Source organism: Bradyrhizobium sp. Kon69 (genome assembly GCF_055807515.1).
Genome location: NZ_JBVVOS010000001.1, coordinates 196,210 through 210,908 on the forward strand (window position 1 = coordinate 196,210; position 14,699 = coordinate 210,908).

At 62.1% G+C, this 14,699-nt stretch carries 10 protein-coding genes; 2 read left to right on the forward strand and 8 right to left on the reverse strand.

Going from position 1 to position 14,699, the window contains the following annotated elements; genetic code table 11:
• Nucleotides 1-153 precede the first annotated feature (153 nt).
• Entirely contained in the window at nt 154-1,059 is a 906-nt protein-coding gene (locus AC0L3U_RS01020; protein ID WP_473360355.1) for a helix-turn-helix transcriptional regulator, read from the reverse strand.
• 187 nt (nt 1,060-1,246) lie between these two features.
• Between AC0L3U_RS01020 and AC0L3U_RS01025 the strand changes: the two genes are divergently transcribed.
• Nucleotides 1,247-1,765 (forward strand): hypothetical protein, encoded by a 519-nt coding sequence (locus tag AC0L3U_RS01025; RefSeq protein ID WP_473360356.1) that lies wholly within the window; start codon nt 1,247-1,249, stop codon nt 1,763-1,765.
• Between the two features lie 121 nt (nt 1,766-1,886).
• Here the strand turns inward: AC0L3U_RS01025 and AC0L3U_RS01030 are convergent, their stop codons facing one another.
• The 5 genes from AC0L3U_RS01030 to AC0L3U_RS01050 form a co-directional block, all read right to left on the reverse strand.
• Nucleotides 1,887-3,368, reverse strand: a complete 1,482-nt coding sequence (locus tag AC0L3U_RS01030) for an NCS1 family nucleobase:cation symporter-1 (protein WP_473360357.1) — start codon at nt 3,366-3,368, stop codon at nt 1,887-1,889.
• A 317-nt stretch (nt 3,369-3,685) separates the two neighbouring features.
• Nucleotides 3,686-4,378, reverse strand: a complete 693-nt coding sequence (locus tag AC0L3U_RS01035; RefSeq protein WP_456764361.1) for a TetR/AcrR family transcriptional regulator — start codon at nt 4,376-4,378, stop codon at nt 3,686-3,688.
• A gap of 165 nt (nt 4,379-4,543) precedes the next feature.
• The gene (locus AC0L3U_RS01040) at nt 4,544-6,193 is read right to left on the reverse strand and encodes an acyl-CoA synthetase (RefSeq protein WP_473360358.1); all 1,650 of its coding nucleotides are present in this window, start codon (nt 6,191-6,193) and stop codon (nt 4,544-4,546) included.
• Nucleotides 6,194-6,216: 23 nt separating this feature from the next.
• Nucleotides 6,217-8,106 carry a TRAP transporter large permease gene (locus tag AC0L3U_RS01045; protein WP_473360359.1) on the reverse strand — a complete coding sequence of 630 codons (1,890 nt, stop codon included), beginning with the start codon at nt 8,104-8,106 and terminating at the stop codon, nt 6,217-6,219.
• A 15-nt stretch (nt 8,107-8,121) separates the two neighbouring features.
• Entirely contained in the window at nt 8,122-9,141 is a 1,020-nt protein-coding gene (locus AC0L3U_RS01050) for a TRAP transporter substrate-binding protein (protein ID WP_027517958.1), read from the reverse strand.
• A 457-nt stretch (nt 9,142-9,598) separates the two neighbouring features.
• Between AC0L3U_RS01050 and AC0L3U_RS01055 the strand changes: the two genes are divergently transcribed.
• Nucleotides 9,599-10,795, forward strand: coding sequence for a M24 family metallopeptidase (locus AC0L3U_RS01055; protein ID WP_473360360.1), 1,197 nt, complete (start codon nt 9,599-9,601; stop codon nt 10,793-10,795).
• A 90-nt stretch (nt 10,796-10,885) separates the two neighbouring features.
• On the opposite strand, the gene mdoH is transcribed toward AC0L3U_RS01055, so the two are convergent.
• Both mdoH and AC0L3U_RS01065 read right to left on the reverse strand, forming a co-directional pair.
• Nucleotides 10,886-13,030, reverse strand: coding sequence for a glucans biosynthesis glucosyltransferase MdoH (mdoH, locus tag AC0L3U_RS01060; protein WP_473360361.1), 2,145 nt, complete (start codon nt 13,028-13,030; stop codon nt 10,886-10,888).
• Nucleotides 13,018-14,526, reverse strand: a complete 1,509-nt coding sequence (locus AC0L3U_RS01065; protein WP_473360506.1) for a glucan biosynthesis protein G — start codon at nt 14,524-14,526, stop codon at nt 13,018-13,020. Before AC0L3U_RS01065 ends, mdoH begins: the two co-directional genes overlap by 13 nt.
• Nucleotides 14,527-14,699 lie beyond the last annotated feature (173 nt).

The following is a 14,699-nucleotide window of genomic DNA, read 5'->3' on the forward strand; positions in this document are numbered from 1 at the left end:
GAAGGTCTCTCCCGCATCAGCGGCATTGACCAGCAGGCAAGATCACCAGGCCTAACGCAGCACGGCCTTGCCGGTGGGAGCGCACGGGGAGCCGAGCCGAAAGCCTCGCGCCGGCGACACGGCTGCTGCGTTCCTGGACATGGTCATCCGGGATTAAGCTTTGCGGACCAGTCGCCAGCGTCCTGGCGTGGCACCCGTTGCCGCCGAGAACACTCTGGTAAAATGACTTTGATCCGCGAAGCCGCATTTGACGGCAATTTCCGTGAGCGACAGCGGCGAGCTTGCCAGCAGGCTCTTGCTTTGCTCGATCCGCTGATTGATCAACCATCGATGCGGCGGCGTTCCTGTGCTGACTCTGAAAGCTCGGGCGAAGTGGGCGGCTGACACGCTGCACTCAGCGGCAATTCGGGCCAACGCGATCTCGCCATCGAGATTTGCGCGAAGGAGTGCCTTCGCCGTCCGAAGTTGCCATGGCGCCAATCCGCTGCGGTAAGAGCGATTGCGAGGTTGGCCGACGGCATACGTCTTGAGAAAATGCGTGTTGAGCGCCATCGCGACGTGGCCCACGAAAAGCTCGTTGGCCTCATGCGGTCTTTCGAGCGCCGGCACAAGGCAAGCACCCAGATGAGCCATGACTGGATCCATGAAGTTCGCGCCCGCGCCAACGTCATATTCAACGCGGCCAAGACCAAGCTGGTTGGCTAGTTCAGTTAGCGTGCCGTGCGGCAGATACAGGTAGAGAAAGTCAAAGGGATCGCGGAAGTGAACGACCGTTTCACATCGCAGATCGTAGATACTCGTCTCGTCCTTCAACGCGCCCTTGGGTGCGTATCGACCATCCAGCCACGACTCGGCTCTCTGATACTGCAGCCGAAGGCAAAGTGCGAAGGCCTCGTCCGGAGGCGACGGCAGCGTCGGATCGCCGACCGGTCCGGAATATGCCATCCGCACCGCGGCGAACGTTCCCTTTTGGAGCGACTTGACGAGGCTCGAGCTCGGCTCGCGGATCATCGGAAATAGCTGCGCAAGCCGGTCGCCGTAGAGGCCATCATCGCTCATGATGTGTCTCCACTGCGCGGCCGAACACGACCGACCCACTCTGCGTTCGGTTTTGAGGCCCTTGCCTGATTTCCTTCCAGGCCGGTTTCGATCAATCGTGGCTCAGGACGTTCAAGCACCTCGGGTCGGATGACCTTAGATCTAGGCAACACTTCAACTTTCACGTTGGTTGCCTCCGGGAGCATTGATGTATTTTAAAACGATCAAACCGCACGTCGTGTCGGGGTCGGCGCAGACCAATCTGTCTTTCCTGGAAGATATCGTCCGCGCGGCCCGTTCTCGGTTTGCCGCGCTGATGGACAAACTCGCCGGATTGCAAGCCAGGCCATTATCGAAGACCGCAAGCGAGTGGAGTTCACATGACGACAATCCGGGCAGCCGCGCGGTGGGTCTAGCGACCGTGACCGATGATCTGCTCGCGATCGTCACCGTGATGGACCGGATGGCAGGCGAGCTCCTGCTGGAATCCGAGCAATTATGGGCCTCGGTCGGATATGTTTCCGGGAACGTCCACAAGATCGCCTTTGGACGATGGCGGTTGCTCGGTAGCCGGAAGCGGAACGATTTGTTCGCCGCCGCGATCGACGACAGGCTGAGGCGGACGCCGCGCTTGGTGATCTCGCTGTTGGAGGTTGCCACCATCCTGGAGGAAGCGGTTGCAGACCTGCATCCAGTCCAGACCGGCGAAGGGGCTCGCAGCAGGTAACGATATCGCCACCGATCATCGCGACGTCGTATCTGGATAGCATGCGCGTTCAACCGAACGCGCATGCCAAGAGTATTGCGGGGGCGCCGCCGACATGGCGGTGGACCCGCAACTTCGAACGTCATTCGCCCGCCCCGACAATGACTGAAACCGGCCTCTGCTCCTTCGAGAGGGCTCGGTAGATCAATCCGCCGGCGGTGGCCCCGATCAGCCATCCCCAATCGCCGACGTTGAAGATCAGTCCATAGGCGCCTGCCAGCGAGAGCCCGATCGACAGAGTGCCGGATACCGCAAGTGCAATCAGTGCCTTGTAGTTCCAGCCGCCGTCGTAATGGAATTCACCGGCTGGCGACATCGTATAGAGGTCCTCCAGCACGACGATCTGCTTCTTCACGAGATAGTAGTCGGCGATCATGATGCCGAACATGGGCCCGAGCGCAGAGCCGAAGATGCTGACGAACAGCGTGATAGCCGATGGGCTGGCCACGAACAGCCAGGGGCAGACGAGGACCGACAGGATCGACGTGATGAGGCCTCCCAGCCTGAAATTGATGCGCTGGGGATTCAGGTTGGAGATATCGTAAGCCGGCGATACGAAGTTCGCGACGATGTTGATGCCCATCGTCGCGACGATGAACGTGATCGATCCGATAATGACGACGAACGGATTGCCGATCTTCTCCACGATCAGCACTGGATCCATGATCGCCTCCCCGAACACCTTCAGCGTACCGGCCGTCACGATCACTGTGATGATCGAGAAGACCAGAAAGTTGACGGGAAGCCCGAGCAGATTGCCCGTTTTCATGGCTTGCTCATCCTTGCCGAACCGGGCGAAGTCGCCGAAATTGAGCAGGAGCGCCGAGAAGTAGGCCACGATCAGCATCGCGGCATTCGCCATCACGCCAATCGTCGCCGCGGTCGTGGCGGCCGGCGGGCTGAGTTGAAGCGACAGGCTCGAGAAACCGGCCTGCCATAACATCCAGATCGCCAACGCGAACATGACGACGTAGACCACGGGTCCGCAGAAATCGATGAAGCGGCGGATGCGCTCCATCCCGCTCAGGAAGATGAGAAGCTGGAACAGCCACATGAAAAGGAAGCTGAACCATGCGAGCGTCGACAGGCCGGCGGTGCTGTTGTGCGTGAGATCGGCAGCCGACGGCATCAGAGTGACGATCAAGACTTGCACCGCCTTCGAGGCGAAGTAGGTCTGCACGCCGTACCAGACAATGCCGACGACGCCCCGCACCATGGCGGCGAGATTGGCGCCCATCACCCCGAACGAGATGCGGGCCACGACCGGGAACGGAATGCCGTAGCGTAGCGAGGGCCGTCCGATCAGGTTCATCAGGAAGTAGACCGCCGTGATACCAACCAGCATCGAGATCAGCACCTGCCAGCCGGTCAGGCCGAGAAAGAACAGGCTCGCCGCGAACGTGTAGCCGCCGACCGAGTGGACGTCCGACATCCACATCGCAAACAGGCTGAAGACACCCCAGGTTCGGCCCTCAGGCGCGGTTGGAGCAAGGTCGTGATTGTAAAGCTTTGGATGGGCGCCGGTGATGATCAGCGTGGGAACGTCGCCGCTGTTGGATGACATGTCCTCTACCTCGGATTTGCTGGAGCAGGGCAACGGCGCGTTGGAAGCCGCAGTCCCTGCGATGGGTGCTCGCACTTTGCGGTAGGTCGGGCCGAAGCAAGCGGCATGCCATTTTATAACGATCGATAAAATAATTTTACGATCGATAAAATAGTTTTACAAACGCGAATTTCAGATCCGGCGTCGATTATCGGCACAAACGCCTCGCTGCAACCGGAAATCCAGTGCAGTTCTGACTAGGATGTCCCGCGCGTTAGCGTAATGGCGGAGAGGGGGAAACAGGGCCGCTGGCGAAAAACGAGCGGCCGAACAAGGGGCTAGGCGCCAGCTTCGGCAGAGCCCGAAAGACCAAGTCCGCCGAGAACGAGCTGGACGATCGTCGCCTTGGCCGCGGTGTAGTCGGCCTCTTCGAGCTGTCTCTTGCCCTTCATGATGACCATCTGGCTGGAATAATCGGCATAGGCCTGGGTCATCGCCCAGATGCAGAAGAAAAGATCGACAGCGCTGATTGGCCGAATTGCCCCGTTCGCGGTCCATTGGTCGAGCGTCTTGACCTTGTCGAGCAGCAACGGGGTCGAGACTTTTTCGATGAAGCTGCCGATGAATTGAGCGCCGCTGATGATTTCGTTGGCATAGATGCGCGACAGATGTGGGTGATCTCGCGAGAAATCGATCTTCCTGCTGATGTAGCGCACGAGGATGGTCTCGGCGTTGGACGTCATGTCGAGACTGTCCATGTCTCGGGCCCACATGTTCATCGCGCGTTCCAGCACCGCGCGATACAGATCCTCCTTGTCTTCGAAATAATAGTAAATGTGGGGTTTCGCGATCGATGCTTTTTTAGCGATCAGTGCCGTCGTCGCTCCGCGAAAGCCGAAATGCCCAAAGACGAACTCTGCCGCATCGAGGATTTTTCCTTCGATGTCCGGGCCCGGCGCTGCCTTGCGACCGCCTTTTGGCGCGCGGCGGATGCGAAAGTTCTTCAACTTGTCGGCGGGCGTGGCTGCCATAGAGCCTCAAATGGGGAGCTTTGCCTTCACCGGCGAAGGCTGGGCGGATGGGGCGCCGGATTGATGTCGGCGATTTCGGCTGGAAGTTGCCTTGCCTGTTCAGCTTTATCAAGCAATTAGGGCGGCAGGGGCCTCTCAATGCGCTGGCCGACCCATGGAATCGGCTCAGGCCGAGATCGCCTTCGCCGATCCCGCTTCGTTGCGCAGCAGGAATTTCTGGATCTTTCCCGTCGACGTTTTCGGGATCGGCCCGAACACCACGGCCTTCGGCGTCTTGAAGCCGCTCATATGCGAGCGGCAGAAGGCGATGATGTCGGCTTCGCTCGCGCTCGCGCCGTCCTTCAGCTCGACGAAGGCGCAGGGCACTTCGCCCCATTTCGGATCGGGCTTTGCGACCACTGCGGCGAACAGCACGGCGGGGTGCTTGTAAAGGATGTCCTCGACCTCGACAGAGGAAATGTTCTCGCCGCCGGAAATGATGATGTCCTTGGAGCGATCCTTGATGATGACGTAACCGTGCGCGTCGAGCACGCCGAGGTCTCCGGTGTGAAACCAGCCGCCTTCGAAGGCTTCCTTCGTCGCCTTGTCGTTCTTGAGGTAGCCCTTCATCACGATGTTGCCGCGGAACATGACTTCGCCGATGGTCTCGCCGTCGCGCGGCACCTGCCTCATGGTCTGCGGATCGATGACGGTGACGCCTTCCTCGAGCGGGTAGGGCACGCCCTGCCGCCGCTTCAGGCTGGCGCGCTCGGCTGCGGGCAGATCATCCCAGCCAGGCTGCTCGGCGCAGACGGAGGCGGGACCGTACACCTCGGTCAGGCCGTAGACGTGCGTCAGCTTGATCCCGATGCTCTCGGCGCCCTCGAGCACCGCGACCGGCGGCGCGGCACCGGCGATCAGCCCGACGACCCGACGCGCGGCACCACCCTTCGGCGCATCGGGTGCGTTGATCAGCGTGTTGTAGACGATCGGCGCGCCGCACATGTGGGTGACGCCGTGCTGCTTGATCAGCTCGAAGATCTTGGTCGGCTCGACCTTGCGCAGGCACACATTGATGCCGGCGGCTGCCGCGATGGTCCAGGGGAAGCACCAGCCGTTGCAGTGGAACATCGGCAGCGTCCAGAGATAGACCGGATGCTGGCCGAGCTGGCCCGCGAGGATGTTGCTGACGGCATTCAGATAGGCGCCGCGATGATGGGTGACGACGCCCTTGGGATTTCCCGTCGTGCCCGAGGTGTAGCTCAGCGCGATCGCGTCCCATTCGTCGCCCGGTAGGATCGCTGTGAAGTCAGGATCGCCTTGAGCGAGCGCGGCCTCGTACTCGATCTCGCCGATGCGCCTGCCGCCCTTGAATACGGCGTCGTCGACGTCGATCACGAACGGTTTTGGGCCACTCATCTGCGCGAGCGCGTCGGTGATCACACCGGAAAACTCGGGATCGACCAGAATGATCCTTGCGCCGCCATGGTCGAGCTGAAATGCGATCGAAGGCGCATCGAGCCGGATGTTCAGCGCATTGAGCACCGCACCCGTCATCGGGACGGCGAAATGCACCTCGTTCATCGCCGGAATGTTCGGCAGCATCGCAGCGATGGTGTCGCCGACGCCGATGCCCTTGCCGGCAAGATACGAAGCGAAGCGCTTGCAGCGCTCATGGGTCTCGCGCCAGGTGAAGCTGCGCCCCTCGTAGACCGTGCTAACGTGATCGGGATAGACCGCGGCGCTGCGCGCAAGGAAGCTCAACGGGGTCAGCGGCACATAGTTGGCGGGCGTCTTGTCGAGACCGATATTGTACTGGTTCTGCCGCTCGCTCATCGACACCTCCCTCACGCGCCGGCTTACAGGAATCCGATCGAGATCCACGGAAACACGGCGACGACGATCAATCCTACCAGCAGCGCCAGCAGATAACCCCAGATCGGCCTGATGCCTTCGGCCGGATCGACGCGTCCGATGGCGCAGGCGGCATAATAGCCGACCCCGAAGGGCGGGGCGAATAGCCCGATACCCATGGCGAGAATGATCACCATGGCATAATGCACTTCGTGGACGCCGACGGCGCGCGCGATCGGAAACAACAGCGGTCCGAACAGCACGATCGCCGGGATGCCCTCCAGCACGCTGCCGAGGATGGTGAAGGCCAGGATCGAGACGGCGATGAAGGTCGCCGCGCCGCCCGGCAATCCGGTCATGGCCGACGCCAGCGAGCGCGAGAACCCTGATTGCGTCAGGCCCCAGGCCATGCCGGTGGCCGTGCCGATGATCAGCAGGATCGCGCCCGACAGCGCAGCGGTCTCGACCAGCATCGGAAACAGCCGCCGCCAGTCGAAGCGGCGGTAGACCAGGAGGCCGACCAGGGCGCCATAGACGATGCCGATGGTGGAGACTTCGGTGGCGGTCGCGATGCCTTCGACCACGGCGTAGCGGATCACGAAGGGCAGCGCGAGCGCGGGCAGGGCGATGACGAAGGTCTTGCCGATCTCGCCGCCTGTGGCGCGGCGGACATGGCTCATGTCCTCGTGGCGGTAGCGCCACCACACCAGCATGCACAGCGTGATCGCCAGCACGACGCCGGGCAGCAGGCCGCCGGTGAACAAAGCGGCGATCGAAACACCGGTGACCGATCCGATCGTGATCAGCACGAGGCTCGGCGGAATGGTCTCGGTCTGCGCGCCGGTCGCCGCAAGAAGCGCGACGAGATCGCCGGGCTTGGCGCCGCGCTGCTTCATCTCCGGGAACAGCACGGGCGCGACCGCCGCCATGTCGGCCGCCTTGGCGCCGGAGATGCCGGAGACCAGGTACATCGCGCCGACAAGGACGTAATGCAGCCCGCCGCGGACATGGCCGAGCAGGCTCGCCAGGAATGCCACCATGGCTCGTGCCATGCCGGTCATTTCGATCAGCAGCCCCAAAAATACGAACAGCGGCACAGACAGCAAAATGAGGTGGCTCATGCCCTCGTCCATCCGCCCGACCAGCACCATGACCGGCGTGCGCGTGGTCAGTGCCAGATAGCCGAAGATGGCGAGCCCGAAGCCGAACGCAATGGGAACGCCGGCAAAAACGCAGAAGCCGGCGACGCCGACGAAGAAGATGACGAGGTTGAGGTTGCCGAGCGGTCGCAGATAAGGCTGCGCCAGCCAGAACAAGCCGACGACGACGGCAACGGCGACCGCGGCCGTCAGCACCATGCGGTAATCGGCTGCGCGCAGCAGCCGCAACAGCGCGAACACCGCCATCAGGCAGATTCCGGCCGGCAGCGCCGCGGCGCGCCACATATTGGAGATCTGCAGGGCCGGCGTAGTGATGAAGCTTTCCTCGTAGGCGTAATCCCAGGACGGCCAGACGATCAGCGCCAGGAAGGCCAGCGCCGCGCAGGTCGCGACCAGATCGAGCCAGGCCCGCGTGGCCGGCTTGGCGCTGGCGACGACCGCGGTCATGCGCATGTGCTCGGAGCGGCGGAACGCGACCGCCGCGCCCAGCATGGCGAGCCACAGGAACAGGATCGAGGCAAGCTCGTCCGACCAGATCAGCGGCCGGTGCAGGCCGTAGCGCGCGACCACGCCGGCAAACAGGATTGCGATCTCGGCGACCACCAAAATCGCCGCCGGGATTTCGACGAGGAGGCCGAGTGCGCGCTCCGTCGAGGCCAGCAAGGAAGGTCGGCGAGGGGACCGAACAGTCGCCTCGCCCGCTACTCCGCTCACTTCGACCTCGATATGAGCCATGACGGCTCCAACGCGTTACGACAGCTTGCCGACGGCCTTTTCCAGCAGGTCCCAGGCCTGATCGCCATATTTGCCCTTCCACTCGGCATAGAAGCCGGCGGACCGCAGCTTGTCGCGGAACGGCGCGACCGCGGGCTGGTTGAAGGTCAGGCCCTTGCCCGCGAGCTCCTGCTGCAGATTGGCATTGAGCTTGGCGGTGTCCTCACGTTCCTTAAGCGCTGCGGCATTGATGTTCTTGGCGACGATGGTGCGCACATCCTCGGGCAGGCTGCTCCAGGCCTTGCGGTTGGCCAGGAACCAGAAGCCGTCCCACATGTGGTTGGTGAGCGAGCAGTATTTCTGGACTTCGTAGAGCTTGGCGGTCGAGATGATCGCCAGCGGGTTCTCCTGGCCCTCGACGATCCTGGTCTGCAGCGCGGAATAGACCTCGGCAAAATTGATCGAGGCGGGCGCCGCATCGAACGCCTTGAACATCGAGGTCCACAACGGCGACACCGGCACGCGGATCTTGAAGCCCTTGAGGTCGTCCGGACCGGTGATCGGCTTGCTCGACGACGTGGTCTGGCGGAAGCCGTTGTCCCAGATCTTGTCCATGACCTCGAGACCGGCCTTCTTGATCTCGCCGCGGACAAAGGCGCCGAGATCGCCGTCCATGGCCTTCCAGACCGTGCCGTAGTCCGGGAACGCGAAGCCGATGCCGTTGATGGAGGCCGCCGGCACCAGGGTCGACAGGATCAGCCCCGACAGCGTGAAAAACTCGACGCCGCCGGACCGGATCTGGCTCAGCATGTCGGTGTCGGACCCGAGCTGGTTGTTCGGGAAGATCTGGAGGTCGAACTTGCCGCCTGTCTCGGCCTTGATCGCCGCCGCCATCTCCTTGGCGCGCACGTTCAGCGGATGGGTGTCCGGCAGGTTGTTGGCGTATTTGTAGGTGAACTCGGCGCTCTGGGCGCGGGCCACATGGGGCGCACTGAGACCGCCCAGGACCGCGGTGGCGGCTGAGGCCTTGAGAAGCGTGCGGCGGGAAAAGCTCATGGGTCTGCTTCCTCGGAAAGTTTGTTGTTGTTCTGAGATGCAAACCTATACGGACGGACGGTCAGAAGGTCATCTGCGATCTCGCGAAGCTTCGCTTATTGCAGCCGGACATCGTCACGGCAATATCGGCTTTCGGAGGCATCGGCCGGATTCAAAAACGCGAAAACAACCCCATGCACAGTAGCCGTCAAAAGCTGAGGCGACGTGCGACGGCCGGCCTGTAAAAGGAGGAGGAACGAAGGTCCCATGAGAGGAATTCCGGCTAAATAACTGATCTGATTATATATAAATATATTCCATAATATACCTTATGCGAATCACGGATATGGCCGTGCAGATCAGGCCAGATAACTCCGTGGCTACCCAGAACCCCTCTTTCGGCTCACACTTGGTGCCAAATAAGCCCCGGGCAAACCGACGCAGCGGTTGATGCCCACGGCAGCATTGGAGGTTCGTCATGCAGGAGAACGTCGCCCGCGCAGATCGCTCGCGTGCCATTCCATTCGATGCGGCCAAGCTCGACCGTCTGATGGAGGCGGCCGGTCTCGACGTCCTGGTCGCGACCTCCAAGCACAATGTGCAGTACATGCTCGGTGCCGAGCGCGCGATCTTCTTCGACTACATGGATGCGCTGGGCGTCAGCCGCTATCTGCCGGTGCTGATCTATCCCAAGGGCGCACCGGAGCACGCGGTCTATGTCGGGCACCGCCTGGAGACCCATCAGCGCGCCGTCGCGCCGCCATGGATTGCGCAGGTCCGGACCGAGTCCAACGGCTCGGTCGATGCGATCACGCGGGCCGTCAGCCTGATCCGCGACGCCGGCGTGCCCCTGAAGCGGGTCGGGGTCGAGATGGCGTTCCTGCCGATGGATGCGGGCCGGGCGCTCAGTGACGCCCTGCCCGGCGCCGAGCTCAAGGACGCGCTGCTGGTGCTGGAGCGGCTGCGTGCGGTCAAGTCGGCGGAGGAGCTGGCAAAACTCAAGACGGCGTCCGAACTGGTGATTGCCTCGATGCTGGCGGTGATCGCCGGACACGGCCCGGGCACGACCAAGCAGCAATTGTCGGACGCCTTGCGGATCGCCGAAGCCAATCGCGGGCTGACCTTCGAATACTGCCTGCTCGCCTGCGGCAGCAGCCACAACCGGGCGCCGTCGGCGCAGCGCTGGGAGCAAGGGGACGTGCTGTCGCTGGATTCCGGGGGCAATTACCACGGCTATATCGGCGACCTCGCGCGCATGGCCGTGCTCGGCAACCCCGACGCCGAGTTGAAGGACTGTCTGGCCGAGATCGAAGCGGTCCAGCGCGCCGCCTTCGCTGCGGTGCGGCCGGGCGCCATGGGCGGTGACATCTACGTCGCGGCCGAGCGGCAGCTCGCGAGGATCACCCAGCGCGACTGCACGGAGTTTTTGGCCCATGGCATGGGCCTCGTCAGCCACGAGGCCCCTCGCCTGACCGACAAGGGCCCGATCCCCTACGACGACACCGACGCCCGGCTGCCGCTCGAACCAGGGATGGTGGTGTCGATCGAGACCACGATGAAGCATCCGAAGCGCGGGTTCATCAAGCTCGAGGATACGGTTGTAGTGACGGCGACGGGTTATGAAATATTTGGCGAAGGTGGCCGGGGTTGGAATTTGGGTGGCAGTTCGCTGTAGGCTGGCACCACCCACCGCGCTTACAGGAGACATTTCGCCCTCGGCCCAAGCCCAGCCGGGTCGTCAACGCCTGTCCTACACCGCCATCACCTAGACTTCCGCGGAAGCGGTAGCTCTCGGCATTCGCATGACTTGCTCGAGGGCATTTCGGTGCTTCAGCACGGCAAGGGTCTCGCGTGCGCTGAGGCTGCTGACGACTTCCTCGAAATCGTCGCTCTGCTCAATCTTGGCCCGGCCGATCGCGAGATCTATGTCGATCTGGCCCGATTTGCGAGCCGGCGTTTCGAGTGACTGCATGTGCGGTCCCAGCAACGCGGGGTTCTGTCTAAGTTCGATCAGAGCCGCGCGTGCCTGGATCCGATCCAGGCCGGCAAGTTCTCTCGCCCTCTGCAGCAGCGCCGGCGCGCGATTGTCCTCGGGGGTCGCAAACAGGTGCGCCATTCGCGGTGCCGTCGACGTGACGAGACCGATCGGAATGGCGCAAACCAGGCCGATGATCACCGGAGACATCCAGAGCAGCAGCGGAAGCGACACGGCATAGGCGCTTGCCGCCATAGCCAGACCGCATAGGGTCGGCACCGTGAATTTACGATAGACTTCATCGCGCGTGATCCTGCCATCGCTTCGCCGTTGCACTTGCCAGCCCGCATCACGCCCCAGCAGGATCTCCGCAACGGCGGTGGATTGAAAGATCATCATGGATGGGGCGATCAAGGCGGCAAGCAAGCTCTCGGCGACTACCGCCAGCAGCACGCGAAATCCGCCGCCGAATGCCTGCCGTTCCGCACGCCTGGTGAGCAAAACGAGGTAGGCCAGCAATTTGGGGACGATGAGGAGCCCCATTGTCGCGGCAAAGACCCAGGCGGCGAGCACGGGATCCTGTGCGGGCCACGTTGGAAACAACGAGAAGCCCTTGGGAAAGTACTCCGGCTTGACGAAATAGGCCTGCAAGGAGATCAGGATTCCGAGCAATAGAAACAGCAGCCACAGGGGCGCGGTGAGATAGGAGCCGATCCCGGTCAGCAGGTGAAGCCTGGAGACCCAGTGCAGGCCTCGAGCCGGCAGAACGGCAAAGTGCTGGAGATTGCCCTGACACCAGCGGCGGTCACGCGCCGCGAAATCCAGTAGCGACGGTGGCACCTCCTCGAAACTCCCACCGAGGTCGGGGGCCATGAAAATCCCCCACCCCGCGCGCCGCATCAGTGCGGCTTCCACAAAATCATGGCTGAGGATGTGCCCGCCGAAAGGCTTCCTCCCGCGCAATTCGGGCAAGCCGGCCTCTTGCGCAAAAGCTTGCACCCTGATGATGGCATTGTGTCCCCAGTAGTTGCCCTCTGAGGCGTGCCACCAGGCGTTCCCGGCCGCGATCAGCGGACCGTACAACCGACCCGAGAACTGCTGGAGCCTACTGATCAGGGTTCGCGCATTGACCACGATCGGAAGCGTCTGAATCAGCGCGGCTTGCGGGTTCGCTTCCATCGCGCCCGCCAGCCTAACGATGGTCTCTCCGCTCATCAGACTGTCCGCGTCGAGAATGATCATGTAGTCGTAGGCGCCACCGAACCGCCTCACCCATTCGGCGATGTTGCCGGACTTTCGGGCGGTGTTGTCGGAGCGGTGACGATAATAGAGGTGGTCTGAACCGCAGTTGCGCTGCAGGTCTAGAAACGCAAGCTCCTCGGCAATCCAGATGTCCGGATCTGTGGTGTCACTGAGCAGAAACCAATCGAACAACGGGGCCTGTCCGGTTTCGCCGACCGACTCGTACATGGCGCGGAGTCGCGCCATGAGATGATGCTGATCCTCGTTGTAGGTCGGCAACAGCATTGCCGTTCGGCCGTTGATCGCGGGCAGCGAACCGTGGGTGTTAATTGACAGCACATCCGGGCGGCCCCGCAGGAGCACAAAAAAACCGGCTACTGAAGAGACGAACGAAAACGCGATCCAGGCGAGCAGCACGAGAAACAGCCCAAACACCATGCCTTCGAGGACCGTGACACCCCCAACCTTGAGAACATCGTACATCTCAAAGGCGCCCGCAGCGGTGATCGCGACCGTTCCGCCGAGAATGAACAGGCGCCGCGCTGCAACGGCAGGGGTGGTCCGTAGTCGCGCCGGATAGGCACGATTGGTCGCGTCCAATCGGCAGGGCAGCATCGGGAGAGGCGTTTCATCGGGAAGATACCGAATGCCGAGCTCAGGCGAAAGCGCGGGTGACGGCGTCAGGGCGCCCATCGGTAAACCCAGACTTCAGAGATGGCTTGATCGCCTTGCATCAAGACCGCCCTCAACTCGATAGGCGCGTCCTTCACGGCGCATTGAAAACTCAGGCGCCAGCCCCCGGTTTCCGGGTTTGGCTGCGTGACGACGTTCTTGATCTCGGATTTGTCAGCGCTGACGGCTCCCCTCACCTTGTTGGGATCGACCGCCTTCAGTCCGTCGCCGACGAGCTCGAGCACGAACAATTTGCTGTCGTCGCCCCGCGCGCCAACGCCTGTGCGGGTGAATCGGGCCAGGGAATTGGGCTTCGGCGCGTCCGGACCCCAGTGCAGGCGGTAGGTGTAGTTGTTTTCGCTCTTGGCTTGGAGAGGCGTTTTCGGGCGCCAGAAGGCGGCGATGTTGTCGTGAACTTCCTCCTTGGTCGGGATCTCAAACAGGACCACACTGCCCTCTCCCCAATCTCCAATCGGTTCGACCCAGAGGCTCGGGCGACGCTCAAAGCGCGATTCGATGTCCTCGTAGGCAAAGAAATTTCTCTCCCGCTGCATCAGACCGAAGCCGCGCGGATTTAGGTCATTGAATGTGCTGGCCTGCAGATCGCGTGGGTTGTTGAGCGGACGCCAGAGTTGCTCGCCCTTTCCATTGAACACGGCAAGCCCATCGGAATCGTGCACGGCAGGGCGGAAATCGTCGACATCGTGTCGGTCGTTCGGACCGAAAAAGAACATGCTCGTCATGGGCGCCAAGCCGGCATGTTGCAGCTCGATCCGCGGATAGAGCGACATTTCCACGTCGAAGACCGTCGGAGCGCCTGGCCTGATCGTGAAGCGATAGCTTGCCGTAGCGCTCTTGCTGTCGAGCAGCGCATGTACCACGACGGATGTGGCACCCGGCGCGGGCTTCTCCAGCCAGAAGGCCTTGAAAAGGGGAAACTCCTCTCCCTTGCTCTCGCCGGTATCGATCGACAGACCGCGCGCGGACAGGCCGTAGGTCTCGCCTTTGGCAACCGCACGGAAGTAGCTGGCGCCGAGAAAGGCGCAAACCTCGTCGTAATAGTCGGCCCGATTGATCGGGGCGTGGATGCGAAAGCCGGCAAATCCGAGATCAACGTCCGGTACCTGGCCGATATTGTCGCCGAATGCGAAATCCTCGCGCCGGTACCTGATCGGTACGGCTCGTCCGCCGGAGACCTCGTAAATGTCGACCTTGTTCTTATAAAAGAACCCGCGGTGAAAAAACTGGACTTCGAAGGGCAGCTTCTCGCTGCGCCAAGCCGCGCGCTCCGGCAGAAAGCGAATTGATCGGTACTGATCGTAGGTGAGATCCCTAAGCGCGTCCGGGACCTTTTCCTCTGGTGGCGCAAAGGGCTTACTCGCCAAATTGCGGGCAAGCTCGCGGACATAAGAGGGGCCAAACGGCAACTCCGCCGCCGATGCCGCAGACACTGCGCCAGGTAGGAGCGTTGCCAATGGCGTCAATGCCGAGGCTTCCAGGAATTGTCGGCGATTCAAGTGTTCTACCCGTTCGGTTCCAACCGCAATGCAACCCCCTCGGCGGGACCGAGTTCCACGGTCGTCGCCGAATCCGCGAACGGTGTTGCCGATGACCTCGTCAATGCGGCTTGGGGCGATTTCGCGCTGCTCGGGCCTCGGTTGAATCTGCGGGACGAGCTGCAATTTCCGAT

Coding starts and splice junctions, on each gene's coding strand:
- AC0L3U_RS01030 (WP_473360357.1), bottom strand. CDS start 3,368: ATGTCATCCAACAGCGGCGACGTTCCCACGCTGATCATCACCGGCGCC.
- AC0L3U_RS01025 (WP_473360356.1), top strand. CDS start 1,247: ATGTATTTTAAAACGATCAAACCGCACGTCGTGTCGGGGTCGGCGCAG.
- AC0L3U_RS01055 (WP_473360360.1), top strand. CDS start 9,599: ATGCAGGAGAACGTCGCCCGCGCAGATCGCTCGCGTGCCATTCCATTC.
- AC0L3U_RS01040 (WP_473360358.1), bottom strand. CDS start 6,193: ATGAGCGAGCGGCAGAACCAGTACAATATCGGTCTCGACAAGACGCCC.
- AC0L3U_RS01050 (WP_027517958.1), bottom strand. CDS start 9,141: ATGAGCTTTTCCCGCCGCACGCTTCTCAAGGCCTCAGCCGCCACCGCG.
- mdoH (WP_473360361.1), bottom strand. CDS start 13,030: ATGGGCGCCCTGACGCCGTCACCCGCGCTTTCGCCTGAGCTCGGCATT.
- AC0L3U_RS01020 (WP_473360355.1), bottom strand. CDS start 1,059: ATGAGCGATGATGGCCTCTACGGCGACCGGCTTGCGCAGCTATTTCCG.
- AC0L3U_RS01035 (WP_456764361.1), bottom strand. CDS start 4,378: ATGGCAGCCACGCCCGCCGACAAGTTGAAGAACTTTCGCATCCGCCGC.
- AC0L3U_RS01045 (WP_473360359.1), bottom strand. CDS start 8,106: ATGGCTCATATCGAGGTCGAAGTGAGCGGAGTAGCGGGCGAGGCGACT.